This is a genomic window from Nocardia sp. NPDC004654 (genome assembly GCF_040609595.1).
Taxonomy (GTDB): Bacteria; Actinomycetota; Actinomycetes; order Mycobacteriales; family Mycobacteriaceae; genus Nocardia.
This window is the reverse complement of sequence record NZ_JBEXKI010000010.1, coordinates 80,355-95,856: the sequence shown is the minus strand read 5'-3', so window position 1 is coordinate 95,856 and position 15,502 is coordinate 80,355. Positions and strand designations below refer to the sequence as shown.

Sequence of the window (15,502 nt, the reverse complement as noted above, 5' to 3'; positions counted from 1 at the left end):
ATGACCGAGATCAGTGATACCAGAACCACATTCGAGCAGGCGCTCGGCGTGGACCAACCCGCCCTTCGGCAGTTGAGCCCCGCTCGGCTCGCCGATCTGCTCATGCTGGTCCAGGGCGCGCCGCAGCGGGATCGCGCCGCGGCCGACACCGAGCTGCGCGAACGGCTTCAGCGCATGCCGTGGGGCGCCCGCGTCGTCGTGCGCGCGGCGCTGCTGGGGAGGCGGCGATGAGCGCCCGCGCGACCGCGATCCAGCTGCGAAAGCTGGCCGACCTGCTGCACGTGCCGGTGGAGCGCATCGACTATCTGGAACCCCTCGGGGCCCGCGAGGTCGCGGCGCTGCGCGAACACATCGCCCGCTACCTGCACGGCCGCTACCCGGTGTCCTACCGGCGGATCATCCGGCTCGGCCGACTCGCGCCGCTGCGGTTGGGCGTCCCGTTCGCGACCCGTGTCCTGCCCCCGCGCATGCTCGGCCGGTCGCTCAGCGGCGGAGTGCTGGCGGGCCGAGGCGCGAAATCGACCGCGATGCTGACCGGCGTGCGACCGGAGGTGCTCGCGGACGCGGCGCCGTACCTGGATCCCGCGGTGATCGCGACACTGCTCGAGATCACGCCGCCAGAGGTGGTCGGCGGCGTCGTCAACGAACTCATGACACGCGAGGACTTCGACACCGCCGACCTCTTCGCGGATCAGATCACCGGGTTGCTCATGGGCGCCCAGCACTCCACCGCTCCCGAGCGGCCGCGCGACCACGCGGCGCCGCACGGACGGTGGCGAATACTGCGCGGGAGGGGACCAGCGTGACCACAGCTCAGCACGACAGCTACGAAGTCGTCGTCATCGGGGCCGGATTCGCGGGCCTGTGCGCGGCGATCAAGCTGCGGCAAGCCGGAATCCACGATTTCCTCGTGGTCGACAAGGCCGACGACATCGGCGGCGTCTGGCGGGACAACACCTATCCCGATGTCGGCGTGGACGTTCCGACCTGGGGCTACAGCTTCTCGTTCGAGCCCAATCCGGACTGGGCGTACGTGTACGCCAAAGGTCACGAGATGAAGGCCTACGCCGATCACTGCGCCGAGAAGTACGGCGTCCGAGCGCATTTGCGGCTCGGCACCGAGGTCCTCGCCGCGGCGTTCGACGAGGACGAGCACTCGTGGCGGCTGGAGACCAGTCGCGGCGTAGTGCGCGGAAGGTATCTCATCGTCGCCTACGGCGGTCTCGGCCGACCGAAAGTCCCGGCGATCGACGGTCTCGACACGTTCGCGGGCCCGGTGATCCACAGCGCCCGCTGGGATCACGGCTATTCGCCCGCGGGCAGGAGGATCGGCCTGATCGGCACCGGGTCGTCGGCGGTTCAGATCATTCCCGAACTCGCCGATCGCGCCGAGCGGCTCGTCATCTTCCAGCGCACGCCGATCTGGGTGATACCCAAGCCCGATTTCCGCATACCCACGATCGTCCGGCGCGCCTTCCGTGCCGCGCCCTGGCTGCTGCGCCCGGTGCGCTGGGCGGTGCTCGTCTGGCTCGAACTCATCTACACCTGTATCTTCCGTTTCAAACTCCCCGCCTTCATGACCTTGCTGCAGGGTATGTCGCTGCTCACGATGCGCGTGCAGATTCGCGACCGCGCGCTGCGGGAAAAGCTCAGGCCCCATTACGGTTTCGGCTGCAAGTTCCTGACGCTGTCGAACAGGTACTACCGCACCTTCGCCCGCGATCACGTCGAACTCGTGTCGGACGACATCGTCGCGGTGACCGAGAACGGAATCACCACCGCCGACGGACGGCACCACGCGATCGACTCGTTGATCCTGGCCACCGGATTCGAGGTGCTGGAGCGCTCCAACCAACCGAAATTCCCGATCACCGGAGTCGGCGGCGCCGATCTCGGTACGTTCCTGGACACCAATCCCAAAGGCCACTACGAGGGCGTGACATTGCCCGGCTGGCCGAACTGTTTCACCGTGCTCGGTCTCTACGCCCAGACCGGCACGTTCTTCGGCAGCGTCGAGGACTCGGTCGACCACGCGATCCGCTGCGTCACGGAGGCTCGTGGGCGCGGCGCGACCCGCGTGGCGGTGAAACCCGAACCCTACGACCGCTACGTGCGGGAGATGATCGAGCGGCAACAGTCCTCGGTCTTCTACCACTCCAATTGCGAAGGCGTGCACACCTGGTACTTCGACGCGCGCGGCGATACCCCACTGTTCCGTCCGACGAGCAGTGCCGAGGCGCGGCGCCGCGTGCGGAGCGTCTCGCTCGACCATTACGACTTCACCTCGGTCGCCGAACGTGACCGCGACGACCGCGAGCGGGAGGCTTCATGACCACGCCATCGATCCGTGATGTTTCCGAGACAGCACGGTGGGTCGCGATATACCGGGCCATGGAGTCGGCGCGGCCGGACGCCCTGTTCGACGATCCGCTCGCGGCCACTCTCGCCGGGTCGGCAGGGGAGAGCCTGGCCTCGTCGAACATCCTGCCTCCCGGCGCGCGCAACCACTGGCCGACGGTCGTGCGGACCAAGCTCGTCGACGACATCGTGGTCGAGTCGCTCGCTCGCGGGTGCGATCGGGTGATCAACCTCGGCGCGGGCCTGGACACGCGCCCCTACCGGCTGCGCCTGCCCGACGAGCTCACCTGGCACGAGGCGGATCTGCCCGAGTTGATCGCGTACAAGTCGGCCCAGCTGGCGGACCGTGATCCGCACTGCCGCTTGCTGACCCGCGCCGTCGACGTCACCGACCGGACGGCGTGCGCGGAGTTCCTCGCCGAGGCCGCCGCGGGCGCTCGCTCGGTGCTCGTGCTGACCGAAGGACTGCTGCCCTACCTCGAACCGCGGCAGGTCCGAGTGTTGTCGGACACGTTGCGGGAAACGGGAATTCGCTGGTGGGTGCTGGACCACTGGTCACCCGTGATGCTGCGCGCGGTGAATCTGACGATGGGCCGCCAACTCGGCTCCGCGCGTTGGCGTTTCGCGTCCAGTCTGGACTTCTACGACGGCTGGTCGGTCGACGTGGCTCGCTCGACCTTCCGCGCGGCCGCGCGGTGGAAGCGGGCGCCGCTGCAGTTCCGTCCTTGGCGGTGGGTACCGGAGACCGGATTGCGTCGACAGCCCGAACGCTCCCGTTCCTGGTGCGGTGCGGTGCGGTTGGCGAACTCGCGGTGGCAGGACGCCGCATGAGTGAGCGATTCATGTGCCAGCGTGCCGCACGCACGTCGGAACCGAGGGGCAGCGAGGCGCGGGCATGAGCGCGGCTCGAGAGCACGTGGTGGTCGTCGGCGGTGGTTTCGCCGGACTGCTGGCGGCGGCGGCCGTCGCGCCGTACGTCGAGCACGTCAGCGTGGTCGAGCGCGACCGGTTCCCGGAACAGCCAGCGCTGCGCCGCGGTGTGCCCCAGGCCCGCCACCCGCACTTGTTCGTCCCTGGCGGCGTTACCGTCGCCGAGGAATTGCTGCCCGGTCTGACCCAGCGCCTGATTCGGGCCGGGGCACATCGCGTGGGCATGAACGCCGACCTGCTGCTCTATTCCGGTGCGGGCGGGTGGATGCCGCGGTATCCGACGAGCCGGTTCGGCATGACCTGCAGCAGGCAGCTGCTGGACCACGTCGTCTACGACATGGTGCGGCAGTGGCGCAATGTCGAGTTCCGGTCCGCCACAGCGGCGGTGCGTCTGCTCGGGGACGCGCGGGCTGTCACGGGCGTGGAGCTGCACACGCCGGACGACGAGACCGAACGGCTCGACGCGAGCCTGGTGATCGACGCCACCGGTCGGGGGTCGCGGACGGTCGAATGGCTGGCGAGTCTCGGGACGACCCTCGCGCCGCCGGAGATCGTGGACTCCGGTCACACCTACACCACCCGCGAGTTCCGCGCGCTGCCCGGCGCGGAGACGAACTTTCCGATGGTCATCGTGCAGGCCCATCCGGCTTCTGGCAGACCGGAATACAACGCACTGCTCCTGCCGATCGAGGACGGTCGATGGCTCGTCACCGTGGGCGGCACCCGGGGGTGCCGCCTGCCCGCGGACGAGGACGAGTTCCGCGAAGCGGCCCGCCGGTGGGTGCGCGCGCCGCTGATCGGCGAGCTGATCGCGGACGCGGCGCCGCTGTCCTCGATCCAGCGCTCCCGCAGCACCGTCAACCGACGGCATCGCTTCGACCGGATGCGGGAATGGCCCTCGGGGTTCGTGGTGATCGGCGACGCGGCGACGGCGCTGAATCCGACCTACGGTCACGGTCTTTCCGCGGCAGCACGATGCGCGGGCACGCTCCGTCGAGCGGTCGCGCGCGGCGCCGCGAGACCGGCGGATTCGCGCAAGCTGCAGCGGGCCGTCACCGGCGCCGCGAACTATCCGTGGCTGACCGCGATCGGCCAGGATCTGCATTATCCGAACACCACCGGCGCGCGACCGCGCTGGGTGGACCGGGTGGGCAAGCGGTACGGCGATCGGCTGCTGCGTGCCGCACCGGAACGCCCGGAGCTCGGGACCCGGCTGATCGAGGTCATGTTCCTGGCTCAGTCACCGCTGCTGCTGGCCCACCCCGCGGTGCTGTCGGGGGTCGTGCGCCGCCCGCGGTGCGCGCCGCCCACCGAACCGCCGCTGACGCCGGGGGAGCGCGGGCTGCTCGCGGGGAGGCAGGTCGGATGAGCGCCGCGCGTACCGCGGAACCGATCGCGATCGTCGGCATGGCGGGCCGGTTTCCCGGCGCCGCGGACATCGACGAGCTGTGGGAGTCGCTGCTCGCCCGCGGCGACGCCATCCGTCCGGTGCCGTCCGAGCGATGGGACGCCGACGCACCGTTGGACGGTTCGAAACGCGTCCAGGGCGTCGGCGGATTCCTCGACGGCGTCGATCGGTTCGACGCCGCCCTTTTCGGAATCTCGCCCCGCGAAGCCGCCGACATCGATCCGCAGCAGCGGATCATGCTCGAGACGGTCTGGCGCGCGATGGAAGACGGCGGCATTCCGCTGGCCGACGTGCGTAGTCGCCGCGTCGGCGTCTACATGGGCGCGTCCTGGCACGATTACGAGATCCTGCGCACGCGACGAGAACTCGGGGCCAGCCAGCACAGCTTGATCGGTACGGCACTCGATGTCATCGCCTCGCGGGTGTCCTATGCCCTCGGGCTCACGGGACCGAGCATGACCGTCGAGACCGGATGCTCCTCGGCGCTGGTGGCGCTGGACCTCGCGGTCCGGGCGATCCGATCGGGCGATGTCGAGTCCGCGATCGTCGGCGGCGTCAATCTGCTTCTGGCGCCGGATGTCTCGATCGGTCTCACGCACTTCGGCGGACTGTCGCGGACCGGCCGCTGCGCGGCGTTCGGGGACGGCGCCGACGGGTTCGTTCGCGGGGAAGGCGTGGCGGCCGTGTACCTGAAGCCGTTGCGCGCCGCCCGCGCCGACGGCGATCCGGTGCGGGCCGTCGTCTTCGAGAGCGTGGTGAACAACGACGGTGGCGGCGACAGCCTGGTCACACCGAATCCGGCGGGCCAGCGCGATCTGCTGCGCCGCGCCTACCGCAGCAGCGGATTCGACCTCGGCGACCTGGCCTACGTCGAGGCGCACGGGACGGGAACGGGCCGAGGCGATCCGATCGAGGCGGGGGCGCTCGGTGAGATCCTCGGCGCCGACCGACCCGTCGAACGCGGGCCACTGCCGATCGGGTCGATCAAAACCAACATCGGCCACCTGGAGGCGGCCGCCGGCATCGCCGGATTGGTGAAGGCCGTGCTGTGTCTCGAGCACCGGCGCGTGCCGCCCAGCCTGCATTCGGAGACGCTGAATCCCGAGATTCCCTTCGACGCGCTGAATCTGCGTGTCGTTCGCGAGCCGATCGAGCTCCCGGCGGATCGGTCGAGCTACATCGGCGTCAACTCTTTCGGCTGGGGCGGCACCAATGCCCACGTCGTACTGCGGTCCGCCGACGCGGTGGCCGAGGACGCGGATGCCTCCGCCGCGCCCGCCCTCGGTTTCCTTCCGGTCTCGGCGCATACTCCCGACGCGCTGCGCCGCCGGTGCCACGACATCGCGGATCTGCTCGACACCGACCCGGCGCGTTCCAAGGCCGTGATCGCCGCGCTGGCCCGACGCAGCACCGCGCACCCGTTGCGCAGCGCGGTGCTCGGCGACGATCCCGTCGAACTGGCCGCCGCGCTGCGCGCGCACGCCGACGACCCATCGGCGCAACAGTTTTCGCTGCTGTCCGGCCGCGCCGCCGATCGTGGCAGGGTGGCCTTCGTCTTTCCCGGTCAGGGTGGCCAGTGGCACGGGCTGGCGGGCGCGTTGTACGGCGTGGACCCGGCCTTCACCGACGCGCTCGACGCGTGCTGCGCCGCACTCGAACCCCATGTCGACTGGGACACCAAGGCGATCGTCACCGGCGCGGGCGGTGCGGGCTGGCTCGATCGGGTCGACCAGGTTCAGCCCGTGCTGTGGGCGCTGGCCTGCGGTATCGCCGCGATGTGGCGACGAGCTGGCATCGAACCCGACGTCGTGATCGGCCACAGCCAGGGCGAGATCGCGGCGGCGTCCGTCGCGGGTCTGCTCGGCATGGCGGACGCGGCGATGATCGTCGCCCGCCGCAGCGCCGCGCTCCGCACTGTCGCGGGCACCGGGCGAATGCTGGCGGTCGACCTCGGCATCGACGAAATCGCCTCGGCTGTGGTGGGTTTCGAGGACCTTGTCGCGCTGGCGGTGCACAACGGCCCGCGCTCCTGCGTGCTCTCCGGCGACACCGACGCCATCGAAGCGCTGCGGGAGATCCTGACCGCCGAGGGCGCCTACTGCCGGATGGTCAACGTGGACTACGCCTCGCACAGTCCGCGGATGTCGGTGCTGCGGCCGCGATTGCTGTCCGAACTGGCCGAGGTCACGCCGAGTCCCGGCCGCGTCGAGATGATGTCCACCGTCTCGGTGCGCAAGGTGACGCCCCGGGACCTCACCGCGGACTACTGGATCGACAACCTTTGCCTGCGTGTGCGTTTCGCCGAGGCGATGTCGGCGCTGTACGACGACGGCGTCACCCATGTCGTCGAGATAAGCCCGCATCCCGTCCTGCTGCCCGCCGCGGAGCAACTGGCCGCGACACGCCCGCGACCACCGGCGGTGCTTCCGTCGCTGTACCGGGACAGCGATCCGATCGCCGAGATGAACCGCAGCCGCGCCCGCGCCTACGTCTCCGGTCTCCTCCCGTTCGCCGATGTCGAGGCGCGCGGGGCGGCGCGGCTGCCCCGGTATCCGTTCCAGCACGAAAGCCATTGGCTGCCTTCCTCGGCCGCACCGGAAAGCCGCGCCGCAGCCTCCTTGCGAGTCGAGGTGGCGCCGAGTTCCCTGGAACCCGGCGCCTGGCTGGCGCGGGTGGGGGACCTGTCCGGCGCGTTGGGGTGGCTGGCCGACCATCGGGTGGGCGACGCGGTGCTGGCGCCCGCCGCGATGATGACAGCGCTGGTGATCGCCGCCGCGCGCGCTCGCTTCGGCGCTACGCCCGTCGCGCTGCGCGGTCTGCGGTTCGTCGACACCCTCGTGCTCGGGGTGCGGCCGGTGCGCGTGGAAGTCGGCCTGCGCGACGACCTCGCGGCGCGGACCAGCTTCGAGGTCGCATCCCTGACCGGCGACGCCGACGGCTGGGTCGTGCACGCGGGCGGCCACGCCGAGCGGTCCGCCGAGCCGACGGACGCACCCGCCACGTTCCCCGCCGACCTGCTCGACGCGGCCCCGGTCCCGGTTGCCGATTTCTATCGCGACTGCGACCGGCGCGGACTGCACTACGGTCCGCAGTTCCAGGTGATCCGCGAGCTGCGGGTGCGTGGTGACGGTGCGAGTCGAGCCGCGCTGAGCCGGGTTGCGCTCGGCGAACAGTGTCGCGCGCAGACCGGCCGCGCGGAACTGCACACCGTCCTGCTGGACGGGGTGCTGCAGACCGCCCTGGCCCTGTTCGACGACGAGCGGACGATGCTGCCCTCGGGTATCGACGAATTGCGGCTCTACGGCGAACCGGCGGGATACGTCGACGCCGCTTGGGCCTACGCGACGCGCCGATCCGAGACCCGCGTGGACCTCCACCTCTTCACCGACGATCGCGCACCGCTGGCCAGGATCAACGGGTTGCACCTGCACCCGATCGACGGCGAGCGGACCGGCGGGCGCCGCTCCGACCGCGAGTTCACCCTCGCATTCCGGCCCGTGCCACGCGAACAACGCACGTCCGCAGGCACTTTCGTGCTGGCCGGAACCGCGCACTCGCATGCCGAATTGTCCGCGGCGCTGCGCGACGGCGGTGGTCCCGCGGTCTCGATCGAGCCGGACGCCGAGGCGCCCAGCTGGGCGGGCAAGACCGTGGTGTTCCTGGCGCCGACCGCCCGCGACGGACTCGACGCTCAGCGGCACGGGCTGACCGAACTCGCGGCGCTGGTGCGCCGTGTCCTCGATGCCACGGCGACACCGGCCGGGCTGGTCGTGGTGACGGCGAACGCCCAGGCCGCGGAACCAGCGGATCGGCCGGACCCGGGTGGCGCGCTGTTCTGGGGATTCGTGCGAGTGCTGCGCCGGGAACACCCCGAATTGTCCGCCGACCTCATCGATCTCGATCCGGTGGGCGGGGCGGGAGTCGAGGAGTGCGCGGCCGAGCTCCTCGCCGCGCTGGGCGACGACCAAGTGGTGCTGCGCCAGGGCGGCCGTTACGTCGGTCGGCTCGAACAAGGGACGCCAGCCGGTGACGACACCAGTTCACCGCCGTTGCGAACGGTGGCGCAGCCCTTCCGGCTCGGGCCGACGCCGGGCCGGTTCTGGGACGGACTGTCCTTCCGGCCGTTGGACATTCATGCACCCGGTGTCGGCGAGGTGCTGGTGGAGGTGGAGGCCGCGAGCCTGAACTTCATGGACGTCATGAAAGCCACCGGCGCCTATCCCGACACCTCGGCGGGCAGCGAGTTGCTCGGCGCGGAATGCGCGGGCGTGGTGCGCGCCGTCGGCCCCGCCGTAGGCGATCGCGCGGTCGGGGATCGAGTCGTCGCCTGCGGATTCGGTTCGCTGGCTTCGCATCTGACCGTGCGTGCCGACCACACGGCCGTAGTACCGGACGACATGCCCGCCGCGACCGCCGCCGCGCTGCCGATCGTCACCGCCACCGCCTGGTACGCGCTGGTCCGGCTGGCGGCGGCGACCGCCGACGACGTCATCCTGATCCATTCCGCCGCAGGAGGTTTGGGGTTGGCCGCGATCGGCGTCGCCCGTTCGCTCGGTGCGACCGTGATCGCCACGGCGGGCACCGAGCGCCGCCGCGAGTACCTGCGCGATACCTGCGGTGTCGAGCACGTCTTCGACTCGCGTTCGTCGGACTGGCCGGACGAGGTGCGTGCGGTGACCGGCGGACGCGGCGTGGACGTCGTGCTCAACGCGCTCGCGGGCGCGGCCATCGATCGCGGCCTGGACGTACTCGCTGAGGACGGCCGCTTCCTCGAGGTCGGCAAGAAGGACATCTACGCCGACCGCAGGATCGGATTGGGCGCCTTCGCCAAGGGAATCACGGTGAGCGCGGTAGATCTGGCCGGGCTCATGACCCGACGGCCCGAACGGTTCGCGACGGTGTTGCGCGAGACCTGGCGCCAGGTCGTGTCGAAACGGCTCGCCGCGCCGCCGGTGACGGTGTACGACTTCGCCGAAGGACCGCGGGCGCTGCGGCAGCTGGCCGACGGTACCCACCTCGGCAAACTCGTGCTGACCCGTCCCGACACCGTGGACCGGGTCGTTCCCGAGCCGATGCCCGACGGCCGGTTCCGCAGCGGCGGGACGTATCTGATCACCGGCGGGCACGGTGCGCTCGGTCGCAGTCTCGCCACCCATCTGCTCGCGCACGGCGCGGGAGCGGTGGCGCTGGTGAGCCGCGGCACGTCCGATCCGGGAACGTGGTCGGTGGATCCGATCCGTGACTCGGGTCGCGATCCCGATTCCGTTGTGGTGCGCGAATATCGGGCCGACGTCGCCGATCGTGCCGCACTCGCCGCCGTCCTCGATGCCGTCCGCGCGGAGCTGCCGCCGTTGCGCGGCGTGTTCCACGCGGCGGGCGTGCTGGACGACGCGACCGTCGCCACGGTGTCCGCGGAGCAGATCGAGCGGGTGCTGCGGCCGAAGATCGACGGCGCCCGCCATCTCGACGCGCTCACCGCCGACGACCCGCTCGACGCGTTCGTGCTGTTCTCCTCGGCCGCCGCGCTGATCGGCAACCCGGGGCAGAGCGCCTACGCGGCGGCCAACGCCTATCTCGACGCGCTGGCCACCGCGCGCAGACGGGACGGGCGGCCGGGATTGAGCGTCCAGTGGGGTCCGTTCGACGACATCGGATTGGCGGCGACGCAGGACAACCGGGGCGCCCGCCTGGCGGCACGCGGCCTCACGGGCATCGCCGCCGCCGAGGCCTGGGGCGCCCTCGATCACCTTCTGTGCGAGGACCGCCCGGTGGTCGGATACCTGTCGCTCAACCGGCGGCAGTGGTTCGACGCCTACCCGGACTGCGCGGCCCAATCGAGCTGGCACGCCTTGCGGGACAGCGCCGAGGTCGGCGGAGGCGACACCGCCGCCCACGATTTCCTGAACACGCTCGCGCGCGCGACCGGCGACGAACGGCATCGGCTCGTGCACGCGAAGGTCACCGAGATCGCCGCGCAGGTGCTGCGCATGCCACCGGCCGGGCTGGACGGTGCGACGCCGCTCAAGACCCTGGGCTTGGACTCCCTGATGAGTCTGGAGATGCGCAACAAGCTGGAATTCACCTTCCGGCTGGAGCTTTCCGCGACCGTGCTGTGGACCTACGGAACGACCCAGGCGTTGTCCGGCGCGATCGGCGAGCGGCTGGCGGCCGCGATTCCCACCCGAGAGGAAGCGATATGAACGACACGGATCTCGCGCCCGCGCCGCAGCCCGCCGACGCCGCGCTGCGCCGCGCGACCGAGACGATCCGCAGGCTGCGCGAGGAATTGACGCGGCGATCGGCGACCGGACCCATCGCGGTAGTCGGCGTCGGCCTGCGCCTCGCGGGCGGCATCACCGACCTCGAAAGCCTCTGGACGGCGCTGCGGGAGGGGCGAAATCTGGTGGCGGACATGCCCATCCACCGCCGCTGGCCGTTCGAGGACGAATGGAGCAGGCTGCCGACGATGGGCAGCTTCATCGACGACGCGCTGCACTTCGACCCGGAGTTCTTCGGCATCAGCCCGCGCGCGGCGCAGGCGATCGATCCGCAGCACCGGCTGCTGCTCGAAACGACGTGGGACGCCATGGCACACGCGGGTCTGGAACCGGCTGGGCCGCATGAGGAACCGATCGGCACGTTCGTCGGGATCACCGGCCGTTTCGACTACGCCGACTGGTCCGCGCGGCACGTCGACGCGCACGCCGCGCTCGGCAACGGCCACAGTTTCGCCGCGGGCCGCATCGCCTACACCTTCGGATTCACCGGACCCGCCATCGCTTTCGACACCGCGTGCTCCTCGTCGCTGGTCGCGATCCACCACGCCATCCAGTCGCTGCGCCGCGGGGAGTGCGCGGTGGCCGTCGCGGGTGGCGTGAATCTGGTGCTGGCCCCGAACTCGACCCGGCTGATCGACCAGACGGGCACCCTCGCGCCGGACGGGCTGTGCAAGTCCTTCGACGCGCGGGCGAACGGCTATGTGCGCGGCGAGGGGTGCGCGACGGTGGTGTTGAAGCGTCTGGCGGACGCCGAACGCGACGGCGACCGGATCCTCGGCGTCATCCACGGCAGCGCGGTCAATCAGGACGGCCGCTCGTCGGGTTTCACCGCGCCGAACGCGCGGGCGCAGCAGCGCGTCATCGAGTCGGCGCTGGACGACGCCGGATGCTCGGCGGCCGACATCGGCATGGTCGAGGCGCACGGAACGGGCACCTCGCTGGGCGATCCGATCGAGATGAGCGGGATCGTCGCCGCGCTCGGCGCGCGCAACGGCGGCCGCGCGTTGCACGTGGGGACGCTGAAGACGAATCTCGGGCACCTGGAAGCGGCCGCCGGTGTCGTCGGCCTGGTCAAGGCACTGCTGTGCGCGCGTGAACGCGTCGTCCCGCCGCTGGTCCATTTCGGCACGTTGAATCCGCGAATCACCCTCGATGGCACCGATATTCGTGTGTCGGAGCAGTCCGCGCGCTGGTCGACGGACGATTCGGGACCGCTGGCGGGCGTGAGCGCGTTCGGCATCATCGGCACCAACGCGCATGTCATCGTGGGACCGGCGCCCGCGCAGGCCGCCGACGGCGCCCCGAACGGGAGATCCGGCGTGACGGTTGCTCGCCGGGCGCGCCACCGCGTCGTCTGCGTGCCCGCCTTCCTCGGCGAGCCGCCCGCGCCGGTCCCCGCGGCGCGATGAGCGAATCCGGCGTTCCAGCGAAAGGTGTTTCCATGGCGAACAATTCGGCCCATGCCCGTGCCTTGTCCAGCCCGAGGGCGTTCCACCTGCTGATGAACTTGTATCCACCACTGCTGTTCACGGGGGTGCGGGTCCGCCACGTCGCCGAAGACTGGAGTTCGGTACGGGTCTCGCATCGGGTGCGGGCCTGGAACCGCAACGTCAACCGTTCCGCCTTCGGCGGCACCCTCTTCGCGATGACCGACCCGTTCTACGCGGTCATGGCGGCGGGCCAGCTCGGCGGCGGCTATCGCATCTGGAACAGCAAGGGCGCCATCGAGTTCCTCGCCCCGGGCTACGACGTGGTCACCGCGACCATGCGGCTGACGCCCGACGAGGCGGCGGCGATCCGCGCGCGAGTCGACGACACCGGCCGGTCCGTCACCACGCACGTCACCGAGATCCGTGCCGCCGATGGCACTGCGATCGCCCGCGCCACCCAGGACCTGCACGTCCGCCGCCTGAGCTGAGAGGACTACTCGGCGGAATTCGCTTGCCGCTCCGCCAATTCGGCGAGGCGTTCGATGGACGCGGACAGCTTGTCCGCGGTGGTGGCGCGGGCGCGCACCAGACGCTTCTCGTCGGTCAGCGCCGTCCAGTCGTAGGTGTGTGTCACCAGCGTGCGACCCTCGCCCGCCGGTGCCAGCTCCCAGCGCCACAGGTGACCGGGCGGCTCCTTGCCCGGCTCCGACGGCCGCCACGCGATGCGGCCGCTCTCGGCGAACTCGACGACATGGTTGTCGCGCACAGCGCCGTTCGTGAGCGTCATGCTGAACACCTCGCCCACGCCGCGCACCCGCTGTCCGGTCGGCGCCTCGGCGAGGTTGTCGTTGCCGTCCCACCGCGGCTGCTGCGCGGGGTCGGCGATGAGCTCGAAGATGTCGGCCGGGTCCGCCGCGATCTCCCGGCTGGCGCTGACTACACGAATCTCATCGATCTGCTCGGTCACGGGCGGTATCGAATCATCCCATGCCTCGAGCGCACAACCCTTGCGCTCGAGGCGGCGCGAATTCGCTTCCGCCGGAACGGGCCGCGCCGACTCCGGCGACAGTCGTGGGCGCGCCGTAGCGGCATGGCCGAACTCGTCGGCGGCAGTCGTCACTCGGGGAAGGTCGCGGTCAGGTCAGGAGGGTGTTCAGCTCGTCGGCGTAGAGGAGGGCGGGATCGAACTCCATGCCGGTGAAGTGGCCCGCGAGTTCGAGGGAGAGGACGCCGTGGAGCCGGGTCCAGAAGGACACGGCGCGGTGGAGGACGGTGGCGGGCGCCGAGTGGCCTTCCGCCCATCGACGGTGCTCGTCGAGGTGGGCGTCGAACGGCGTCGTCGGATTGTCCTGAGGCAGCCCGGCGAAAGCTTCGACGAGCACCGACATGATTTCGGCGGAGATCTGAGTGGTGTCGTCGGGGGCGTGGTAGCCGGGGACGGGTGTGCCGTAGATGAGGAAGTAGCGCTGCGGGTCGGCCAAGGCCCATTCCCGCACGGTGTAGGCCAGCTCGGTGACGTCGGCGCCGGAGCCGAACGCCGCGCGCATCGCGTCGGCGAGGCTTCGGTAGGCGTCGCGGATCAGCTCGGTGATCAACTCGTCGCGACTGGCGAAGTACCGATACAGGGCGGGGCCGCTCATGCCGACCTGCTTGGCGATCGCGTTGAGCGACAGCGCGGACACGCCCGCCGTGGCGATCTGCTCCCACGCGTGCTGCTTGATCTCCTCGCGCACCTGGGTCCGATAGCGCTCGCGCGAACTCGCCCCACTGGCGACCATCGTCCACCACCTCCGCACGACCTCCGCGACATGACAGTTAGACCCTATCACTTTTCCTATTGACACTCACTTGGTCGCGGTTATAGCTTCTAACTAAATCGAGTGACTCTAACTCGATGGTTGTCGGCTCCAAGCCCTGACGAGGAGAACCTCATGTCCCACACCCCGCGAACCGCTCGCCGCGCCGCCCGCTTCCTCATCCCGTTGGCCGCCGCGCTCGCGCTGACTGCAGTCACCGCATGCGGCGGCGATGAGAACGAAACCGCGGGCCGAGCCGCGACTACCACCGACCCCGCGCACCCGGCTCCCCTGACTTGCGGTGGGGCGGGTATCGATCGCGATGCGCCGATCCGCTACCGGACGGAGACCTTGATCGAGGCGCCATTGCGCACCATCTGGGAACTGCAGACCGACGTGGAACGCTGGCCCTCCTGGCAGAAGCCCGTCACGAGCATGAAGCTCTTGGACCAGGGACCGCTGCGGGAAGGCTCGCGGTTCCAGTGGACGACTCCGGCGCCCGCCACCGCCACGACCCCGGCCACCACCCTGGTCATCACTTCCAGCGTCCACCAGATGCAGCCGAGTACGTGCATCCGCTGGAGCGGCCCTGGCATCGGCGACGGCCTGCGCATCGACAACGGCGTGCACGTCTGGACCTTCACCGAGGTCGACGGCGGCGTCCTGGTGCGCACCGAAGAGAACTGGACCGGCGCGCAGGTCGAAGCCGACGTGCCCACCTCCACCGCTTTCCTCGGTATGGGCCTCGAAGCCTGGTTGAAGGATCTGAAGGCCGCCGCCGAAGCCAGCTCCTGACCGGGCGCCGATTACTACTTCTTGGTAGCGGTGGCGGGCCAGCCGATGCCGGGCCAGGATTTGGGCAGCCTGATCAACCCGTCCAATGCCAGCGCCACCAAATCCTCGTAACCCTCGCGCATTTCAGCGAGATGATCCCAGGCCCGGTGGCGTTGGACCGCGTCCTCCACGTGGTGCAGCGCCCAATGGGCGCATGCCGCGGCTTCGGCGACCCGCGCGATCACCCCGCCCACCGAATCGGTCCCGCGGGGAGCGCCCGGCCGCGGGCGCGGAAGCTGCGCGGTGATCCACGCGTCGATCTCGTGGACGACTCCCGCTACCTGCTGGCGGATTTGGCATTCGGACGGCGCGCCGAGCCACTCGCGGTGCAGCGATCCGAGCTTCCGCGCCCAGCCCGACAATGGTCGATCGCAGTTCGAACGTCCGCTGATCGCGCGCAGCAGATCGTCCGGTGCGAGAAATGGCCCGTGTTGCCGTGGCACACGTAAACGTGAAGTTGGCGCCGCC

Annotated in this window: 12 protein-coding genes; 9 read left to right on the top strand and 3 right to left on the bottom strand. The window is 70.3% G+C overall.

The window, feature by feature from the left end:
- The 8 genes from ABZV58_RS29940 (at position 1) to ABZV58_RS29905 (ending at position 12,892) form a co-directional block, all read left to right on the top strand.
- On the top strand, positions 1-231 hold the full coding sequence (locus ABZV58_RS29940) for a hypothetical protein (protein WP_355003535.1): 231 nt from the start codon (positions 1-3) through the stop codon (positions 229-231).
- On the top strand, positions 228-806 hold the full coding sequence (locus tag ABZV58_RS29935; RefSeq protein WP_355003534.1) for a hypothetical protein: 579 nt from the start codon (positions 228-230) through the stop codon (positions 804-806). Before ABZV58_RS29940 ends, ABZV58_RS29935 begins: the two co-directional genes overlap by 4 nt.
- A complete protein-coding gene (locus ABZV58_RS29930) occupies positions 803-2,332 on the top strand; it encodes an NAD(P)/FAD-dependent oxidoreductase (RefSeq protein ID WP_355003533.1) in 1,530 nt (509 codons plus the stop codon). The genes ABZV58_RS29935 and ABZV58_RS29930 overlap by 4 nt, the downstream gene beginning before the upstream one ends.
- Entirely contained in the window at positions 2,329-3,189 is an 861-nt protein-coding gene (locus ABZV58_RS29925) for an SAM-dependent methyltransferase (RefSeq protein WP_355003532.1), read from the top strand. Before ABZV58_RS29930 ends, ABZV58_RS29925 begins: the two co-directional genes overlap by 4 nt.
- Before the next feature lie 64 nt (positions 3,190-3,253).
- Entirely contained in the window at positions 3,254-4,657 is a 1,404-nt protein-coding gene (locus ABZV58_RS29920; RefSeq protein WP_355003531.1) for an FAD-dependent monooxygenase, read from the top strand.
- Entirely contained in the window at positions 4,654-10,896 is a 6,243-nt protein-coding gene (locus ABZV58_RS29915) for a type I polyketide synthase (RefSeq protein WP_355003530.1), read from the top strand. The genes ABZV58_RS29920 and ABZV58_RS29915 overlap by 4 nt, the downstream gene beginning before the upstream one ends.
- Positions 10,893-12,383: a polyketide synthase gene (locus tag ABZV58_RS29910; RefSeq protein ID WP_355003529.1), complete on the top strand. Its 1,491-nt coding sequence runs from the start codon at positions 10,893-10,895 to the stop codon at positions 12,381-12,383. The genes ABZV58_RS29915 and ABZV58_RS29910 overlap by 4 nt, the downstream gene beginning before the upstream one ends.
- Positions 12,384-12,415: 32 nt before the next feature.
- A complete protein-coding gene (locus tag ABZV58_RS29905; protein WP_355003528.1) occupies positions 12,416-12,892 on the top strand; it encodes a DUF4442 domain-containing protein in 477 nt (158 codons plus the stop codon).
- Positions 12,893-12,897: 5 nt separating this feature from the next.
- Here ABZV58_RS29905 and ABZV58_RS29900 read toward each other — a convergent pair whose 3' ends face one another.
- Together ABZV58_RS29900 and ABZV58_RS29895 are read right to left on the bottom strand one after the other, a co-directional pair.
- Complete coding sequence (locus ABZV58_RS29900) at positions 12,898-13,380, bottom strand: SRPBCC family protein (protein ID WP_355003725.1); 483 nt, start codon at positions 13,378-13,380, stop codon at positions 12,898-12,900.
- Between the two features lie 160 nt (positions 13,381-13,540).
- Positions 13,541-14,182 carry a TetR/AcrR family transcriptional regulator gene (locus tag ABZV58_RS29895; protein ID WP_355003527.1) on the bottom strand — a complete coding sequence of 214 codons (642 nt, stop codon included), beginning with the start codon at positions 14,180-14,182 and terminating at the stop codon, positions 13,541-13,543.
- Positions 14,183-14,335: 153 nt separating this feature from the next.
- Here ABZV58_RS29895 and ABZV58_RS29890 point away from each other — a divergent pair, with 153 nt between their 5' ends.
- Entirely contained in the window at positions 14,336-14,995 is a 660-nt protein-coding gene (locus ABZV58_RS29890; RefSeq protein ID WP_355003526.1) for an SRPBCC family protein, read from the top strand.
- A 14-nt stretch (positions 14,996-15,009) separates the two neighbouring features.
- On the opposite strand, the gene ABZV58_RS29885 is transcribed toward ABZV58_RS29890, so the two are convergent.
- Positions 15,010-15,477, bottom strand: coding sequence for a hypothetical protein (locus ABZV58_RS29885; RefSeq protein ID WP_355003525.1), 468 nt, complete (start codon positions 15,475-15,477; stop codon positions 15,010-15,012).
- Between the last annotated feature and the right edge of the window lie 25 nt (positions 15,478-15,502).

What these genes read in the sequence shown, in the direction of transcription:
- ABZV58_RS29940 (WP_355003535.1), top strand. Translation starts at nt 1, where the DNA reads ATGACCGAGATCAGTGATACCAGAACCACATTCGAGCAGGCGCTCGGC.
- ABZV58_RS29935 (WP_355003534.1), top strand. Translation starts at nt 228, where the DNA reads ATGAGCGCCCGCGCGACCGCGATCCAGCTGCGAAAGCTGGCCGACCTG.
- ABZV58_RS29925 (WP_355003532.1), top strand. Translation starts at nt 2,329, where the DNA reads ATGACCACGCCATCGATCCGTGATGTTTCCGAGACAGCACGGTGGGTC.
- ABZV58_RS29920 (WP_355003531.1), top strand. Translation starts at nt 3,254, where the DNA reads ATGAGCGCGGCTCGAGAGCACGTGGTGGTCGTCGGCGGTGGTTTCGCC.
- ABZV58_RS29915 (WP_355003530.1), top strand. Translation starts at nt 4,654, where the DNA reads ATGAGCGCCGCGCGTACCGCGGAACCGATCGCGATCGTCGGCATGGCG.
- ABZV58_RS29910 (WP_355003529.1), top strand. Translation starts at nt 10,893, where the DNA reads ATGAACGACACGGATCTCGCGCCCGCGCCGCAGCCCGCCGACGCCGCG.
- ABZV58_RS29905 (WP_355003528.1), top strand. Translation starts at nt 12,416, where the DNA reads ATGGCGAACAATTCGGCCCATGCCCGTGCCTTGTCCAGCCCGAGGGCG.
- ABZV58_RS29895 (WP_355003527.1), bottom strand. Translation starts at nt 14,182, where the DNA reads ATGGTCGCCAGTGGGGCGAGTTCGCGCGAGCGCTATCGGACCCAGGTG.
- ABZV58_RS29890 (WP_355003526.1), top strand. Translation starts at nt 14,336, where the DNA reads ATGTCCCACACCCCGCGAACCGCTCGCCGCGCCGCCCGCTTCCTCATC.